At 46.3% G+C, this 17,362-nt stretch carries 17 protein-coding genes; 5 read left to right on the plus strand and 12 right to left on the minus strand.

Annotated features, from left to right (window positions below; genetic code table 11):
• Positions 1–2: 2 nt before the first annotated feature.
• The 8 genes from DYE66_RS00940 to yajC all read right to left on the minus strand — a co-directional run bounded on the left by DYE66_RS00940 (position 3) and on the right by yajC (position 8,105).
• Positions 3–557, minus strand: coding sequence for a hypothetical protein (locus DYE66_RS00940; RefSeq protein WP_019788720.1), 555 nt, complete (start codon positions 555–557; stop codon positions 3–5).
• A complete protein-coding gene (gene tadA, locus DYE66_RS00945) occupies positions 554–1,027 on the minus strand; it encodes a tRNA adenosine(34) deaminase TadA (protein ID WP_115324794.1) in 474 nt (157 codons plus the stop codon). The genes DYE66_RS00940 and tadA overlap by 4 nt, the downstream gene beginning before the upstream one ends.
• Positions 1,027–1,803, minus strand: a complete 777-nt coding sequence (locus DYE66_RS00950; RefSeq protein WP_115324796.1) for an MBL fold metallo-hydrolase — start codon at positions 1,801–1,803, stop codon at positions 1,027–1,029. The genes tadA and DYE66_RS00950 overlap by 1 nt, the downstream gene beginning before the upstream one ends.
• A gap of 404 nt (positions 1,804–2,207) precedes the next feature.
• Complete coding sequence (locus DYE66_RS00955) at positions 2,208–4,067, minus strand: proline--tRNA ligase (RefSeq protein WP_044123663.1); 1,860 nt, start codon at positions 4,065–4,067, stop codon at positions 2,208–2,210.
• 71 nt (positions 4,068–4,138) lie between these two features.
• Positions 4,139–5,404, minus strand: a complete 1,266-nt coding sequence (gene rseP, locus DYE66_RS00960; RefSeq protein WP_002996166.1) for an RIP metalloprotease RseP — start codon at positions 5,402–5,404, stop codon at positions 4,139–4,141.
• 126 nt (positions 5,405–5,530) lie between these two features.
• Complete coding sequence (locus tag DYE66_RS00965; RefSeq protein WP_002996303.1) at positions 5,531–6,325, minus strand: phosphatidate cytidylyltransferase; 795 nt, start codon at positions 6,323–6,325, stop codon at positions 5,531–5,533.
• Between the two features lie 12 nt (positions 6,326–6,337).
• Positions 6,338–7,093 carry an undecaprenyl pyrophosphate synthase gene (locus tag DYE66_RS00970; RefSeq protein WP_002996137.1) on the minus strand — a complete coding sequence of 252 codons (756 nt, stop codon included), beginning with the start codon at positions 7,091–7,093 and terminating at the stop codon, positions 6,338–6,340.
• A gap of 655 nt (positions 7,094–7,748) precedes the next feature.
• Positions 7,749–8,105: a preprotein translocase subunit YajC gene (yajC, locus tag DYE66_RS00975; protein ID WP_002996341.1), complete on the minus strand. Its 357-nt coding sequence runs from the start codon at positions 8,103–8,105 to the stop codon at positions 7,749–7,751.
• A gap of 295 nt (positions 8,106–8,400) precedes the next feature.
• Between yajC and hslO the strand changes: the two genes are divergently transcribed.
• From hslO to DYE66_RS00995, 4 genes are read left to right on the plus strand one after another with little or no spacing between them, the layout of a single operon-like run.
• Positions 8,401–9,273, plus strand: a complete 873-nt coding sequence (gene hslO, locus DYE66_RS00980; RefSeq protein ID WP_002996332.1) for an Hsp33 family molecular chaperone HslO — start codon at positions 8,401–8,403, stop codon at positions 9,271–9,273.
• Positions 9,260–10,240 (plus strand): tRNA dihydrouridine synthase DusB, encoded by a 981-nt coding sequence (gene dusB, locus DYE66_RS00985; protein ID WP_002996151.1) that lies wholly within the window; start codon positions 9,260–9,262, stop codon positions 10,238–10,240. Before hslO ends, dusB begins: the two co-directional genes overlap by 14 nt.
• A 35-nt stretch (positions 10,241–10,275) precedes the next feature.
• Positions 10,276–11,175: a TDT family transporter gene (locus tag DYE66_RS00990; protein WP_002996338.1), complete on the plus strand. Its 900-nt coding sequence runs from the start codon at positions 10,276–10,278 to the stop codon at positions 11,173–11,175.
• A 12-nt stretch (positions 11,176–11,187) separates the two neighbouring features.
• Positions 11,188–12,204 carry a YdcF family protein gene (locus DYE66_RS00995; protein ID WP_002996143.1) on the plus strand — a complete coding sequence of 339 codons (1,017 nt, stop codon included), beginning with the start codon at positions 11,188–11,190 and terminating at the stop codon, positions 12,202–12,204.
• Positions 12,205–12,309: 105 nt separating this feature from the next.
• On the opposite strand, the gene DYE66_RS01000 is transcribed toward DYE66_RS00995, so the two are convergent.
• Positions 12,310–13,206, minus strand: a complete 897-nt coding sequence (locus DYE66_RS01000; protein WP_002996104.1) for a ketose-bisphosphate aldolase — start codon at positions 13,204–13,206, stop codon at positions 12,310–12,312.
• A 71-nt stretch (positions 13,207–13,277) separates the two neighbouring features.
• Between DYE66_RS01000 and DYE66_RS01005 the strand changes: the two genes are divergently transcribed.
• Positions 13,278–13,487 (plus strand): PTS sugar transporter subunit IIA, encoded by a 210-nt coding sequence (locus DYE66_RS01005; protein ID WP_141565668.1) that lies wholly within the window; start codon positions 13,278–13,280, stop codon positions 13,485–13,487.
• A gap of 279 nt (positions 13,488–13,766) precedes the next feature.
• Here the strand turns inward: DYE66_RS01005 and DYE66_RS01010 are convergent, their stop codons facing one another.
• From DYE66_RS01010 to DYE66_RS01020, 3 genes are all read right to left on the minus strand, one after another.
• The gene (locus tag DYE66_RS01010; RefSeq protein WP_044123669.1) at positions 13,767–13,997 is read right to left on the minus strand and encodes a hypothetical protein; all 231 of its coding nucleotides are present in this window, start codon (positions 13,995–13,997) and stop codon (positions 13,767–13,769) included.
• A 374-nt stretch (positions 13,998–14,371) separates the two neighbouring features.
• Entirely contained in the window at positions 14,372–16,819 is a 2,448-nt protein-coding gene (locus DYE66_RS01015) for an ATP-dependent Clp protease ATP-binding subunit (protein WP_002996186.1), read from the minus strand.
• The gene (locus DYE66_RS01020) at positions 16,812–17,279 is read right to left on the minus strand and encodes a CtsR family transcriptional regulator (RefSeq protein ID WP_002996270.1); all 468 of its coding nucleotides are present in this window, start codon (positions 17,277–17,279) and stop codon (positions 16,812–16,814) included. The genes DYE66_RS01015 and DYE66_RS01020 overlap by 8 nt, the downstream gene beginning before the upstream one ends.
• Positions 17,280–17,362: the final 83 nt, after the last annotated feature.

Below are 17,362 nucleotides of genomic sequence, written 5' to 3' on the forward strand. Positions count from 1 at the left end.
CCTTACTTTTCCCTTTTCAAAAAAGCCACAACGAGCAGGCAAATAATCAAACCCAGCATTGCAGGTAAAGCAATAGTCAAGCCCGCATTGCCGCTATCTAAGTAAGACCAAATCATTTTCAAAAAGGCCGTCGCAATCAAAATCAAGCCGACCAACTTCCAGCTATGCAGCCAGGTTGCCCGCACGATAAGGACAAAAAAGCTGACGACGAGAAAGGCGAAGAGATATTCTTTCACGCCCCAAGTCGCTTGCAAAAACTGGCGCTCATCGGTCAAAAACTCCCTCACCAAGGCAGGCGTTTCGCTCGGCACTGGAAACCAAATCATGCTGGTCAAGAGCGCAAAAATGCTGGCTGTTACGCCGACAATCTGTCTCTTGTAAGAAAAATACATGATTGGAACAATCAGAACAGGGCGGATATACCAGCTCAGCAAATTCTGATGACGCTCAAAGGCCCAGGTTTGAAAAGGGATATTTTTGACTAAAAATAGGGCAAATAGAAAACTTAAAAGCAAGAAGCAACTTGCAATTATGATGTGGTTCTTTTTTTGCTTCATTTTTGCTTCCTCCGATTTCGGAAAAAATCTTGCATGATTTTGGCACAGTCGGCCTCTAAGATGCCAGTCTCGACTTGGACACGGTGGTTGAGTCGCTGGTCGGTCAGAATGTCATAGAGACTACCGGCTGCCCCAAATTTTTGATTGGGGGCTCCGTAGATGACCTGGGGAATGCGAGCTAGGCCAATGGCTCCACTGCACATGACACAGGGTTCAATGGTGACAAAGAGGGCACTGTCCAAAAGCCGCCAGTTGCCTTCAGTCTGATTGGCCTGATTGATAGCCATGATCTCAGCGTGCATGATAGCTTGGTTGAGCTCCTCACGTGCATTGTGGCCTCGGCCAATAATCTGGCCGTCCTTAACGATGACACAGCCGATGGGAATTTCTTCCTTGGCCAAGGATTTTTGGGCTTCCTTGAGGGCTTCCTGCATGAAGGCTTTTTTTTGGTCGTGAGTGAAGTCCGCCATCAGTTAGCTCCCAGATTCCAAGATTTGTGGGGTTGGGCCAATTCTACGGGAATAGCTCCGGCATAACCTTGGGTTTGTTCGCGAAGAATTTCCAAATGATGATCTGAATCAATTCCTTGAGGTGGCAGAGGGGGAACATGAGTCAGCACGAGTTTCTTAACCGCCGCCTCTTGGGCAATTTGGCCAGCTTCTTTAGAAGTCAGGTGGGCTGGATGATTTTCATTACCTTCATAAAGATAAACATCGGCTAGGAAGAGGTCGGCCTCCTTGGCAAAATCAGCTAGACCATCGAAATAACCCGTATCACCAGTGAAAACTAGTACTTGATCAGTTTCTCTTTCTAATATCCGGAAGGCATAACAGGGCACTGGGTGAACTGTCTTGATAAAGCTGATGTCAAAGGGACCGATTTGCTGGGTTCCAGCCACGTCATAGGCCTGACCTCGGGAAACGCCAGCCATGGTCAATTTGGCAAATTCATAGCTATCCTCGTCGTGGCCGTAGATTGGCAAGACCTTAGGTTCCCAAAGATGCTTGGGGTAGAGTTGAAAATAATGACGCAGCACGCCCAAATCAGCCACATGGTCGGGATGGTAGTGACTGATGATGACCGCATCCAAATCCAGCGGACTGATTTCCTTTTCCAGCTCGGTCACAGCTCGGCTCCCTGCATCCATGAGCAGTTGAAAACCGTCATGACCGGTCACCAGATAGGAGGTTGTCCCACCGTCCTGGTAGGGGTAGGCTCCCCAGCAACCTAAAGTTGTTAATTTCATAGAATCACCTTCTTTTCTATTAGGTTAATTATAACAAATCTGCTTGGAAAAGTAGCTCTTTCTTCTAATACTCAATGAAAATCGAAAAACCCGAGGTAAGGAACAAAGCTATCAGCCACTTTTGTGGCTTGTTAGCTAACGGCAATCTCCATAGCGATTACCTAGATCCCTTACTAACCTCACAAAGTTGATGAAATCGGCCAACTTTGCTCTGTGTCGCACGAACTGAAGACAGCTCAAAAGGTCTGGGAGACCTTTTGAGGTTGGAGATGCAGAAAGCATCGCTTTCCTCAGTAAGTACGGAAAGGTGAGTTAACGACGGTAAATTTTGATTTTCGAAAAGTATGCTTCAGTAAGTCCTTTAAAAAACTGCCATCGCATTGCGGTGACAGTTTTCAATATGTTTAGGCTTCCTTGGTCAAAATCGTTAGGGTTTCTAAGAGATTTTGCGCATTAACCTCGATAGTATCGCCAGTTGCCTTGATTTTGACTTCGACGATGCCTTCGGCAGCCTTCTTACCAACAGTAACACGGATTGGCAGGCCAATCAGGTCGCTATCCGAGAATTTTGAGCCGACTCGTTCATTGCGGTCGTCGGTTAGGACTTGGTAACCGGCCTTCACTAATTGACTTTCTAAGTTGGCTGTCAGGTCTTGTGCGACTTGGTCCTTGGTGTTGACTGTAATCAGGTGAACATCAAATGGCGCCAATTCTTTAGGGAAATTGATCCCCCAGCTAAAGCGGTAGGCACCCTTAGGGGTCTTATTGACAAAGAGGCGGGCGTGTTGCTCGATGACAGCTGAGAGAATGCGGCTGACACCAATACCATAGCAACCCATAATGATAGGGATAGAGCGGCCATTCTCATCAAGGATATTGGCGCCCATACTATCAGAATAGCGAGTCCCCAATTTAAAGATATGACCGATTTCAATCCCACGGGCAAACTTGAGGGTCCCTTGACCGTCTGGTGAAGGCTCGCCTTCCTTGACTTCCCGAATATCAACATAGTCCTTGGGAGAGAAGTCACGGCCAGGGTTGACACCAGTTAAGTGGTAGCCATCTTGGTTGGCACCGGCAACGGCATTAGCCACATCTTGGACCTTGCGGTCAGCAATGATGGTCACTTCTTGTGGCAGGCCAACTGGGCCTAGGGAACCGAAATTAGCTCCGAAGACTTCCTTAGCCTGGTCCTCATTAGCCGGCTCAAGGAAATCGGCCCCCAGATAATTTTTAAGTTTGACATCATTGACCTGGTCATTCCCGACCAAGAGGGCCACGACTGGCTGGTCATCTGCCATAAAGAACAAGGTCTTGATGGTTTGGCCTTCATCAACATTGAGAAAGGCTGATACGTCATCAATGGTCTTGCAATCGGGTGTTGAGACCTTGGTCAACTCTTCCTGGGTAGTGGCCGCTTGGCTTGGCTTGTAAAGGCTGGTGGCCATCTCAAGGTTGGCCGCATAGCCAGATTGGTCAGAGTAGGCAATGGTGTCTTCTCCAGAAACCAACCACTTATTGAGCTCATCCTTGATTTGCGCTAGGACATCTTCAGGAATTTCGTCTAGTGAACTGATGGATTTATCTAGGACGACCCAGTGATCCAAGTCTGTTCGGTCAGGGGTTACGGCCATAAATTCTTGGCTATCCTTACCCCCCATAGCTCCTCCGTCACCAATGATGCCCTTGAAATCAAGGCCTGCACGGGTAAAGATGGCTTCATAAGCCTGGCGATAGGCCTCATAAGCCTCATCCAGACTGTCATAATTAGCGTGGAAGCTGTAGCCATCCTTCATGATGAATTCACGGGTCCGCAAAAGGCCATTGCGGGGACGTTTTTCGTCGCGGTACTTGGCCTGAATTTGGTAGAGGTTCATGGGCAACTGCTTATAGGACTTAATGGAGTCGCGCACTAGAGCTGTGAAGGTTTCTTCATGGGTTGGGCCCAAGATAAATTCAGCCTGGTCACGGTTTTTAAGCTTATAGAGGTCGTCTCCATAGGTCTCGTAACGGCCAGATTCCTTCCAGAGGTCAGCCGTCAAAAGAGCTGGGGCCAGCATTTCAACCGCCCCAATCTTATCAAACTCCTCGCGCATGATGGTCTTGAATTTTTCGATAACCCGATTGGCTAGAGGCAAGTAAGAGTAAACACCAGCAGTCACCTGGCGGACATAACCAGCCCTGACCATTAGGGCATGACTGATAACCTGGGCATCGCTTGGCATTTCCCTTAAGGTTGGGATCAACATTTGAGATTGTTTCATGATTTTATTTGGCCCCGCTAAGAGGCAGGGCCTTCCTTTCAACTTAATAGATATAGAGCAACTGGTACTTCTTAGAAGAAGGCTCGCATGATGTCATTCCAAGTAACGGCAACCATGAGCACCAGCATAATAGCTACACCAACGAGGGTGATGTAGGTTTCTGTTTCTTGCTTGAGGGGCTTGCGACGAATAGCCTCAATGATATTGATGAGAATTTTCCCACCATCAAGGGCTGGGATAGGAAAAAGATTGACCACACCCAGATTCATAGACAGCATACCTGTCAAAAAGAGAATATCAACAAGGCCTGACTGGGCCGCTTGGCCAACCATTTGGTACATGGCTACTGGTCCACCAAGTTTATTGAGACTGAAATGGAGAATTAAATTACCGATAGCCCGAATGAGTTGGGTCATGGCGGTCAGGGCTAGCTTGAAGCCACCAACCAGCTTGCTCCAAAAGTCGGTCTTTAAGGACTGTTGAACGCCGATAATGTAGGCCCCGTTAGACTTTTTGGGCTTTACTTGAATTTGCTTGGTTTGCTTGGATTTAGTCTGGATGGTTAGCTGAAGTTGCCCATCTTTTTTCAAATCCTTGGTTGAGCTGGCAACCGCATCTGTCAGGTCTTCCCAATTTTCGACCTTCTGCTTGCCAATGCTTAAAATCCTATCGCCAGTCTTGAGGCCTGCCGTCTGGGCAGGACCACCATCTGCAACGCGAATAGCATTGGTATCAGGATTGGGCGTTCCTCCCTGCATAAAGACCATGAGGATGAGCACCAGGGTCCCCAGAATAAAATTATTCATGGGGCCAGCAAAGTTGGTAATCATCCGACCCCAAACACTAGCATTTTGATACTGGACATCAAGCGGTGCAATCCGAATTTCTGTCCCGTCCTCCTCAACAATGGTAGCATCGTGGTCAACCGAGTAGGTCTTAGTCTCATCTAGCACCAGACCTGTGATTTGCAACTGGTCTTCCAAATCATAGGCGGTCACATTCATGGGTAGGCTGTCATTATCCAGCTGCTTGTCTGACAGGTTAATACGACTGACTAGACCTTTCTCATTCAGGCTCAGGCTGACAGGGGTCCCTGTCTTGATTTCGGTCTTGTCATCGCCCCAGCCAGCCAGCCGAACATAGCCACCCAAGGGGAGCATGCGGATGGTATAGGCCGTGCCATCCTGTCCGATATGGGCAAAGATTTTTGGCCCCATACCGATGGCAAATTCACGAACCAGGATACCTGATTTCTTGGCAAAATAAAAGTGACCATATTCATGCACCGTCACGATGATACCGAAAACGATGATAAAGATAATAATGTTTAAAAGCATTGATAACCTCTATATTAGGGAAGACTAGGCTCCATTTGAGCTCTAGCCTCATTTTACCGATAAGTCTTGCTCTGATTGGCTTTTTTCTGTAACCCCAAGGCAAATCATGGTGCCTAGTTTTACGATCTAGAATAGGCCAAAGAAGTGCATGATGGGAAAGACAAAAATCATACTATCGAAGCGGTCCAAGATACCACCATGCCCTGGAATCAATTTTCCTGAGTCTTTAACGCCAAAATGACGCTTGATGGAACTTTCTACCAAATCACCAAATTGGGCAAAGATACTAAAGACAACCACCAAAATCATGGTAACGAGGAAGGATTTAGGGCTGTAAACAGATTTGTCCACCAACATGAAAATTAGAGAGACAATCAGAGCCGAGAGGACTCCTCCTAGACTGCCTTCAATGGTTTTATTGGGTGAAACCTTGGGCATGAGCTTGTTCTGGCCAAACTGGCGACCAATCATATAGGCGCCAATGTCCGTTGCCCAAACAATAAAGATGGCAAAGAGAACCTTATTGATGCTATCCAAGCGGGCATTGACCAGATTTTGGAAACCAAAGCCAATATAGACCGCCGAGGCAATGGGGAAGACCGCATCGTCAAAGGAATAGGTGTCGCTGTTAAAAACTGTTCCGGCCAAAAGCATAAAGCTGATGAGACCAAAACAGGTCCAGCTGGCATCCAAGGGCAGGAAGGTCAGATAGGTCCCCATAGGAACCGTCAGCACAAAGGCTGCCAACATGGCCAGAACTCCTTCAAAAGAAAAGATTTCTAGGCCCTTCATCTTAAAAAGCTCAGAGATGGCAATCATGGCCAAAACTCCGACGAATAATTGAAAGGGCAGGTGACCCAGCCATAAAAAGACTAGGAAGATAGCACCAGCAATCCCTCCGTAAATCACACGTTCACGCATACTTGTCTCCTCTTAGACACCACCGAAGCGTCTCTGGCGGTGGTTAAATTCAGCAATGGCTTGGACCAATTCGTCTTCATTGAAATCTGGCCAGAGCACCTTGGTAAAGTAAAATTCGCTATAGGCTGCCTGCCAGGGCAGAAAGTTGCTCAGCCGCAACTCGCCGCTAGTTCGGATAATCAAATCTGGGTCACGGTACAAATAAGGTAGGTTCTTGGTCATCAAGCGGTCGGCAATCAGGTCTTCGTCAATAGCTGTCGGGTCTAACTCCCCATCTTTAACTTCCTGAGCCAGAGCCTGAACTGCCGCGGCTATCTCTGCTCGACCACCATAGTTGAGGGCAAAGTTTAAGACCAGACCAGAATTGTGCTTGGTCTTGGCACAGGCCCGCTCCATAGCATCAAAGGTTGCCTGGGGTAACTTGCTGGTATCGCCCATGACCTGGACACGGACATTGTTTTTGTGGAGCTCAGGGACATATTTGTCGAAAAATTCGACAGGTAGGTTCATGATGAATTTGACCTCATCGGCAGGCCGTGACCAATTTTCTGTGGAAAAGGCATAGACCGTCAGAACCTTGACCCCCAGCTCAGAAGCCTTGATGGTCACCCTTTGCAGGGCATCCATACCAGCCTTGTGGCCCATGACGCGGGGTTGCAGCCGTTCCTTGGCCCAGCGACCATTGCCATCCATAATAATCCCAATGTGTTTAGGGATTTTTTCCAGACTTGGCGTCTCTTGATTTTTCTTGAATTTAAATATAGCCATACTCTTAAAATTTTACCATAAATTAAGGGAGAATGCACTTTTAGTTGCGACCTGAGCTAGGCTAATCCAGAAGATAAAATTTCCAACCAAGAGTACGGTCTGGAGAGTAGCAACAAAAAGGATGTAAACAGCCTGTTAATGAGATAGTTTTTATGCCTAATCCTTAGCGAAAATATCAGATAAAACTCACTTCGGCCGTCGTTGATAAAACCGAATGTTTGGCATCGCCTTTCTTTCCAGATTTTCAGGTTTTGAATTTATACTCAATGAAAATCGAAATTAGCCGAGGCAAGGAGCAATGACATCGAGTTTCTAAAGTGACTGATGTCAAACGGCAATCCCCATAGCGATTGCCTAGCTCCCTTACTAACCTCACAAAGTTGGTAAAATCGACCAACTTTGTGAGGCATCACACGAACTGAAGATAGCTCAAAAGGTCCCCCAGACCTTTTGTGAGGTTGGAAATAGGGAAAGCTTCGCTTTCCTCAGCAAGTACGGCAAGGTGAGTTAACGACGGTAAATTTTGATTTTCGAAGAGTATTAACCTAGTATAAAAGCCCAACCAGCTAGTTGAGCTCTGTTTTCTGTTACCCTCCTGCAGGCCTTGCTAGGTATAAAGAGTGGGGCCTAGCGCAAAGGCTCCTGAGTTGTAAGTCTATTCTTCAATAGCTGACTGGTCTTCTTGGCTGTTGCCTTCTTCCTTATCAGCTGAGTCAGAAGAGGTTGCTGCTTCGTTGGAAGCTGATGCTGGTGAGGAGATGACCCTCATGATTGAGCGTTGTAGGTCAAATGTAAGGTAGACTCCTTCAACATCGAGAACGATGCGATTGTTGGCTTGGTCAACCTCATCAACGGTAGCAATCAGACCACTTATAGTTTCGACTTCCGCTCCCCTGACCAACTTGGTCTGCATTTCATCACGGGCTTGCTTTTGTTTCTTTTGTGTCCGTGAAGACATAAACATCATTCCTCCAAGAAGAATGAGTAGGATAAAAATACCAGTAAATTGCATAAGTTAATAACCCTCCAAATATCTATAGACATTACTATACCAGATTTTAAGGGGGCAGGCAAGAAAACTTAGGTAGACAGGAAAAGAAGGGTCTTTAATTGAATGCCACTTTCAGAATTCACTTAAGCAGGATTACTATTCAACTGACCTAGCAACTGCCAGGCTTGGGTAAAAATTGCTTAGGTTCAGACGGATCTGCCTAGGCTTGAAAGCTTGATGGACTTGCTTTTGCAAGTCTTGAGCGAGTAGCGGGGCTACCCTTTTGAGCCTAGTTTTATGCTATAATAAGGGCATTATGGATAAACTGATTAAAACAATTGCAAGTTCTGGCTCCTTTCGGGCCTATATCTTGGATAGCACCCAAACCGTTCGGACTGCCCAAGAAAAACACCAGACCCTATCGTCCTCAACTGTGGCCCTAGGTCGGGCCCTGATTGCCAATCAAATTCTAACCGCCAACCAAAAGGGTGATGCCAAGGTAACGCTCAAGATTATTGGCAACAGCTCCTTTGGCCATATTATTTCTGTTGCGGATACAGCTGGCCATGTCAAGGGCTACATCCAGAATCCAGGGGTTGATATTAAAAAGACCGCTACTGGTGAGGTGCTGGTTGGGCCCTTCATGGGGCAAGGCCAATTTGTCTCTATCGTTGACTACGGAACCGGTCACCCTTATACCTCAACGACACCTCTAGTTTCTGGAGAAATTGGGGAAGACTTCGCCTACTTTCTGACTGAGAGCGAGCAGACCCCATCAGCTGTGGGGCTCAATGTCCTCCTCGATGAGAATGATAAGGTTGAGGTCGCTGGAGGTTTCATGCTCCAGGTTTTACCTGATGCCAAGGAAGAAGAGATTGCTCGCTTTGAGAAGCGTATTCAGGAAATGCCCGCCCTCTCTAGTCTCCTAGAATCCGACAACCACACCCAAGCCTTGATTGATGCCATTTATGGCAATGAGCCCTACAAGATTTTGGCCGAAGAGGAATTAAGCTTCGCCTGTGACTGTAGCAAGGAGCGTTTCCAATCTGCCCTAGCTAGCCTGGCTAAAGAAGAATTGCAGGCCATGAAGGATGAGGATCATGGTGCTCAAATCACCTGCCAATTCTGTGGTAAGACCTACAACTTTGATGAAAAAGATCTGGAGGAAATTATTGATGACCAAGCGTAATTCGGCCTTCATGATTGGGGATGTTGAGATTCCCCACCGCACAGTATTGGCTCCCATGGCTGGGGTAACCAATTCAGCCTTTCGGACCATCGCCAAGGAATTTGGTGCAGGTCTGGCTGTTATGGAGATGGTTTCAGACAAGGGTATCCTCTACAATAACGAAAAGACCCTCCATATGCTCCACATTGATGAAGGGGAACACCCTGTTTCTATCCAGCTTTTTGGTAATGATGGTGATAGTCTGGCTCGGGCAGCTGAGTTTATCCAGGCCAATACCAAGACTGACCTGGTGGACATCAATATGGGTTGTCCCGTCAATAAGATTGTCAAAAATGAAGCTGGTGCCATGTGGCTCAAGGACCCTGACAAGATTTATCAGGTGATAAAAACTGTTAAATCTGTCCTCAATATTCCTCTGACCGTTAAAATGCGGACCGGCTGGGCGGACAGTTCTCTGGCTGTGGAAAATGCCCTAGCGGCTGAGGAAGCCGGTGTATCGGCTCTGACCATGCACGGACGAACCAGAGAACAGATGTACACAGGCCACTGCGACCACGAAACCCTGGCCCAGGTAGCCCAGGCTATCAAAACCATTCCCTTTATCGGTAACGGGGACATCAAGACCGTTGAGGATGCTAGGTTTATGATTGAAGAGGTCGGTTGCGATGCGGTCATGATTGGCCGTGGCGCTCTCAATAATCCCTACCTCTTCACCCAAATCAACCATTTCTTTGAAAGCGGGGAAATTTTGCCAGATCTGACCTTTGCTAGGAAACTTGAGATTGCTTATGACCATCTCAGCCGTCTGGTGGATCTCAAAGGCGAAAAGATTGCTGTGAGAGAATTCCGTGGCCTAGCTCCTTACTACCTGCGAGGAACCTCTGGGGCTGCCAAGATCCGGGGAGCTGTTGCTCGTGCTGAAACCCTAGACCAGGTCAAGGAAATCTTTGACAGAATTCCAACATAGAGAATACTTGACTGGACCATGTGGGAAGGATAATTATGAAAAGAAGACTACCATTGGCTTTAACGGGGCTCTTATTGGGCTTGACTGCCCTGACCAATTTGATAACAAAATTTGTCAATCGTCCGGTGGGTTACTCACTTCTCTTGCTCTGTCTAGGATTGTGGTTAGTCTTGACTGGCTATTTCTTACTCAATAAAAAAGACTGTCAAAAACAATTGACCAGCCTCTTAGCTGCCTCGACTTTTCCGACCTATTTCATGGCCATGATGCTCTCGCCCTTGGTCCTTCCCCTGGCAAAGCCTTATCTGCTTAGTATCTGGGCTCTCGGTTTACTGGGTCACCTAACTTTCTTAATTCTTTTTAGCATCCGAGCTAAAAAACAAGCGAGCTGGGAGCAGGTTTATCCAGGTTGGTTCGTTATCTATGTTGGCCCCGCCGCTGCCTCTATAACGGCCAGACTAGTTGGACAGGTCCTTCTGGGGCAGGTGATTTTTTACTTGACCTTCCTAGCCTATCTGATACTGATGCTTGCCTTATTCTATCGGCTAGCTAAATGGCCCTTAAGAGAGCAGGAACTGCCTAATATAGCTATCATGGCGGCCCCAAGTTCTCTGATGCTCTTAGCTTTTTTGCAGCTCTATCCTAGTGGTCATCCTGCTTTTTTGCTACTATTGCTCTTGCTATCACAGGGATTTTATTGGGGGAGTTTTCTTTATCTTGCTCGTCATCTCAAAACCTGGTTTGTCCCTGGCTTTTCTGCCTTCACCTTCCCCAGTGTCAGCACGGCAACAGCCCTCAAATTGAGTTTAATGAGATTGCAGTTGACAGAAGGCTGGCTAGTAAGCCTGAGTAATTTTGAGATTGGACTAGCCTCACTCATCGTGGCCTATGTCGCCTTGGCCTACCTCTATTATCTTTCTAAATCTAAGGCCTAGATTGGATCTTATATGACGATTTTGCCCCTAGTTTTATTGACCATCTTTTTCCTCGTCCTCCTCGGACTGACCTATTACAGAGAGCCCAGAACCCTATTATTAGGAATTTATTTCGTTTTGGCCCTCCTTTTTCTAGGAGCCACCCTCTTCTATTTGGCTAATCAATTCGACCTGAGAATTCTCAAATTCTTGCTATCCTTAGCCATTTTTCTAGTCATCCTTCCTCTCTTGGCTGGACCAAGCATCCTCATCATCACCCTCTTGGTCAAGGGGATTCAACTGATTAAACGCGAGGGACATGCTCTTAAGAATCTCCTCTCTCTGGGAATTGGTCTGGGTCTGCTAGCCTTCCCCTACCTTTTCCAGATGATTGCCAGCCATTATAAGGAAAATAGTCTGGTCACCGGCCTCTTATCCCTGGTGACGACCATGGTCATCTATCTCATCCTCCTCATCAGTGCCTATACCATCTCTAGCTTTTTAAACCTGATTCACTGGTTCAAGAGGCCCATAGATTATGTGTTAGTGCTAGGAAGTGGCCTCATGGGGGATAAGGTCACCCCCTTGTTAGCCAGTCGCATCAAAAAGGGGATTGAGATTTATCAAAAACACCCTGATTGTCGTCTAATATTGTCTGGTGGTCAAGGCAAGGATGAATTGATTGCCGAAGGTCAGGCCATGGCCAAGTATGCTCTCTCTCAAGGTGTCCCAGAAAAAGACATTATCATTGAAGATAGATCCAAAAATACCAGAGAAAACCTGCAATTTTCCAGCCACTTAATGGCAAATAAGGCCAATCTGGCCATTGTGACCAACTATTATCATCTATTTCGAGCTCTACTGATAGCTCGTGACTTAGGAATTCCTTGTATCGGTTATGGAGCAAAGACCAAATTCTATTTTTCTCTCAATGCCTACATTCGGGAATTCATCGGTTATCTTTATTTCAAGTGTCGCCTGCATGGCGGGGTGCTTCTCTTTATTGTCGCCCTTCATCTTGTCCTTATCGGCTGGAGTTTGCTGAGGTAGAAAAAGGAAACTGAAGTTGAAAAGGCCAGCCCAATAAGCAATTGGACTGGCCTTTTAGTTATTACGATACACTATTTACCAAGCTAATAACTACATAGACTAGGCTTATTTATAGAAATTCCACCCTCCATGGTGACAGTTCATTATAGAGAGGAGCCTTACCGAGGGCATCAATAGTTGATTTTTATGATGGACGACCTTCTTTCCTTCTTCAATACAAACTGGGAATAGATTGTTTGGGTCCCATCCTTGGTCGTTCGCCAAAACTTCCCTAACCTTATCGAAAAAGGCGTGCTTGAAGTCAGATGAAATATTAACCTTTGAGATACCATTCTTAACAGCTTCGGCAATCTGTTCATCAGGATTTGAAAAACCGCCATGGAGAACCAGAGGAACATCGACTTGCCCAATAATATCTTTCAGGATGTCAATCCGGATCTCAGGGGTAACATTCTTTGGATAAATACCGTGAGCTGTACCAATACCAAAAGCTAGGGTATCTACTCCTGTTTCTTCAACAAAGCGTTTGGCATCTTCTAGCTTAGTGTAAATACCATTCTTCAGACCATCTTCAACAGCTGTCCCTGTCTGACCGATTGTCCCTAACTCACCTTCAACGCTAACACCAACTCTATGGCACATTTCAACGGTTTTTCTTGTGATATCTACATTTTCATCCCATGACAGAAGTGAGCCATCAATCATTACTGAACTAAAGCCATTGTGAATTGCTCTAGCAACACTATCCAAGTTATCACCGTGATCTAGGTGAAGGACAAAAGGAACCTTACTATTTTTAATCCGTTGCAAGACATAGGCGAAGAAATCATCCTTACAGTAGAAAACTTCAGTAGGGTGGACTTCAATAATGGCAGGGGCATTATCTTCCTCACATTGTTCAATGACAATCCGATCCAGCTCCAAATTAGAAATGTTATAGGCACCAACAGCAAACTTGTTTTCTTTAACAATCGCTAGCATTTGTTCCATATTAATTAACATATTAGTTTCCTCCAATTTTTCTTAATTATTCAAAGGGCCCCGTTGTAAAATGAGGTGCAACAAAAAAAAGCATAATCTCTGTGGCAATTATTCCAAAAGGAATCAATTGGAATCAGACCCCAATAAAATTTGTTTTTTTATTAGCAATCCGACCAGAGGATATTAAGTCTCTAGAATACATTTACGAAAAACTTTTAGATTTCACAACCTCAAAGGCTCTTCAGGAGGATTTATTAAAAAATCGTAATTTGGAGTCCCTGAATAGAATTTTTAATTCATAATCAGGCTTCCTTACTTTCTAATTGTTATTTTAGACGAGCTAATAAGTACTGCCTTGCTATTAATACTAAGTAAAATCAAACCTAGCAATATAATCAAATACATAACTTTTTCGTAATATTACGTAAAAGAAACGAGCTTATCCTGATACTTTCGCCGTAGTGGTATTATAAGTGGTAGCTTTGACGTTACTTATAATGGGATTTTTGAGACTTGGGCTCAATCTTAGGAATGAAACTCCCCTACACCACTGTTGAAATAGAGAATCGGGCGATAGGGCCTCAATGCTCTATCGCCCGATTTTCTATTTTCCTTTTTGGGGGGTGACGGCTTTGTATCTTTATAAGGAGTTTACTTCCGTCCGTACTACCTAAAGAAACATCAAAATATAACTTTTGAAATTTATTGAGTATAAGCTCAACGAAAAGATAAAACAAAAAGCGAATACTAGAGTCTCTTCTGTCCTGCAGAATTCTCCAGTGTTCGCTTATTTCATCATGAGGCTGGGGCAAAAGGTCCTAACCTCCTTACTTTTTCAACATCAAACAGTTTGACCCCGTAGTTGATTTGTGATGAGCGACTTGACACTTTAGTGTTTGGTCACTCACATGCCAGTGAAACGGCGGTAATATCCTTATCCCTTGCTTGGCAAGGGATAGGTCCAAGTCAACTGTGCGGAGGCGGGAGTGTCTAGTCCAGTGGACTAGACAGCCTACGACAGGTCCCATTCAAACTCTTGTCGAGTTTGAATGGGGAACTTAGTAAGGAGGGGACAGTAGTTCGCAAAATAGCGACTACTGTATCAACTCTCTTGAAGCCTTAAAACTAGAGAGCAAGGGGAAATTGATTTCTCCGAAATCATGATTGAGTCCCACTCCCATTTTTTCTAGTCATCAATGGTAAATTTCAGACTGCCCTTGTGGCTGCCAATTTTTAGTTTGGAATCGGCCTTTAATTGGCCTGACAGGAGCAATTCGGACAATCTGTCTTCAACTTCAGTTTGAATGGTTCGGCGCAAGGGGCGAGCTCCCATTTCTGGGTCATATCCCTGCTCTGCCAAAAGCTTGAGGGCAGCTGGTTGAACCTTGAGGCTGATTTCCTTTTCAGCTAGGCTAGCTTCGAGAGGCTTCACCATCAGCTTGACAACTTGACGCATATGGTCAGGTGTCAGACTATGGAAGACAATCTTCTCATCAATCCGATTGATGAATTCAGGTCGATAGGCCTTCTTGAGCTCTTCCATAATCCGACTCTGCATGGCCTGATAATCCTGACTGATGGCCTTGGCGCCAAAACCAACCGTCTTATCATCGCGCAGGGCAGTTGCCCCTAAGTTGCTAGTCATGATGATGATGGTATTGGAAAAATCAACCTTGCGCCCACGACTATCAGTCAAGACCCCGTCATCCAAGACTTGGAGAAGGACATTGAAGATGTCAGGGTGGGCCTTTTCCACCTCATCAAAGAGGAGAACCGAATAAGGCTTGTTGCGAACCTTCTCGGTCAACTCACCGCCTTCTTCGTAGCCCACATAACCTGGAGGGGCTCCGTTGAGGCGACTAGCCGCGAATTTTTCCATGTACTCAGACATATCAAAACGAATCAGGGCCGACTCATCATCAAAGAGGAGTTCAGCAAGGGCCTTGGCTAACTCGGTTTTACCAACCCCAGTTGGCCCTAGGAACATGAAGGAACCAATTGGTCGCTTGCCTGTTCGGATACCTGATTGGTTGCGCCGAATGGCACGAGAAACCGCTGAAACGGCATCATCCTGGCCAATCACGCGCTTGTGGAGTTCTTTTTCTAGATTGAGGTAGCGTTGATTATCAGCCTGGGTCATCTTCTCAAGAGGAATGCCTGAGAGTTTGCTGAGGGTCCTGAGAATATCCTCTTCCTTGACAGCGACAGGCTGGCGAACCTTTTGCTGATCCTCTTCCTGAAGCAGATCCGCAACCGCTCCTAGATTTCCTGACAAGAGGGCCTGGTCAGCAGAGCTGAGGAAGGTTGGCAGGGAACGCTTGACCGTATTTTGCACCATAGCACTGGCCTCATCCAGCAGGTCAATGGCCGAATCCGGCAAGTTCTTGCTGGTCAAATAGCGGTGGGCTGATTTGACGGCCGTTAAGACTGCCTGGTCAGAGATGGTGACATTGTGGTAGCTCTCATAGCTTTCCTTGAGTCCCAAGAGAATCTGGTAGGCAGCATCAACTGTCGGTTCTTCAATCAAAACCCTAGCAAAGCGACGGGAGAGGGCTGCATCCTTCTCAATATGCTTGGAATACTCCTCCTGGGTTGTCGCTCCAATCATGTGGAGGGTCCCTCTAGAAAGGGCTGGCTTAAGAATATTGGCGGCATCCAGGGTGCTATCAATCCCGCTGCCAGAACCCATGATGGTGTGAACCTCGTCAACAAAGAGAATGATATGGCCATCGGCCTCGATATCCGCAATGATTTGGTTCATCCGCTCTTCAAAGTCTCCCCGGAAACGGGTGCCAGCTACCACCGACATCATATCCAATTCCAAAACTCGGAAATCGGCCAGTTCGTATGGAACTTCTCCTTGGACAATCCTCTGGGCTAGGCCGTAGGCTAGAGCCGTCTTACCAACACCGGCATCACCGACCAAGACAGGATTATTCTTAGTCTTGCGGCTAAGAATTTGTAGCATGCGAGTAATTTCCTCGTCACGACCAACCACAGTCTCCAGTTGTCCTTGAGCCGCTAGATCCGTCAGGTCTCGGGTGAAGTCAGCCAGGTCTCCTGCCGTTGGCTGAGGGCCTGCCATCATATTGTTAAAGTTGCCATTGCCAGACTTCTTGGGCTTGGCCAAGTCAAAAATAGCCTTGACATCTTCCTTGGAAAAACCTGAGTAGCGCTCAATAACTTTGCGTAGGTCAATCAATCGAAGATTATCCTTGCCCTCATCTTGAAAATGAAAACCGACCTGCTCCAAAATGCGAGCCGCCAAATTATCCCGACCAAACATCATGGAGAGGAGAACGTGTTCGCTACCGACCTGAGGGGCCTTGACAGCTTCAGCAATACGAGCCGCATAGGTTAAGATTCTCTCTAGTGCCCTTGAAGCCGGCAAAATCTCTTGGCTCTTAGCCCTTTTGAGAGGCTTACGGCGAATGACCAGCATGGCCGCATCCTCATACTCATCCAAATCAATCTTATCCGCAAAGTCCATAAGTGCCAGATGAGCCACTGTCTCATCGGTGTCCACCATGGCCAAGAGCAGGTGCCAACTTTCCAAAAATTGACTCTGGTAGCGGGCCGCCTGATATTGGGCACGGCTAAATATTTCTTGCATTTTCAGGGAATAATCAGTCATCTGGATTTCCTTTTCTATCGAGGCGTTGAATAATCTTTTTCAGCATGCGGGCACGAATACCAGGAGCATCTTCTCCCAGAACCTCATCGGAGGATGAGGCCAGGATGATATTGCCCTCACGCTCACTAATAATATCTTGATCATAGAGCTGTTGAATGAGGTCATCAAAGACCTGACCACTGATGGCTTCACCGATTGAGCCTGCCAGGGCATTGAGCAGGTGGTGTTTGTCAGAAAAAGTGACCTTGGCAATGCGGATATAGCCGCCACCTCCTCGCTTACTTTCTACCACATAGCCCCGACTCTCAGTAAATCGAGTCTTGATGACATAGTTAATCTGGCTGGGCACCACATCAAATGAGTCCGCCAGATGGGAGCGCTTGAGCTCCACAATACCCGACTGGGCCAAAATATTCTTGATATATTCTTCGATATTGTCCGAAGTATTTCTTACAGGCATAAACTACCCTTCCTTATCTTTGACTAACTTTGACTATTATACCCTAAAAGGCGAAATTTTGAAAGCTAAAATCAAAGAAGGCA

This window comes from Streptococcus downei MFe28, assembly GCF_900459175.1.
Classification (GTDB): domain Bacteria; phylum Bacillota; class Bacilli; order Lactobacillales; family Streptococcaceae; genus Streptococcus; species Streptococcus downei.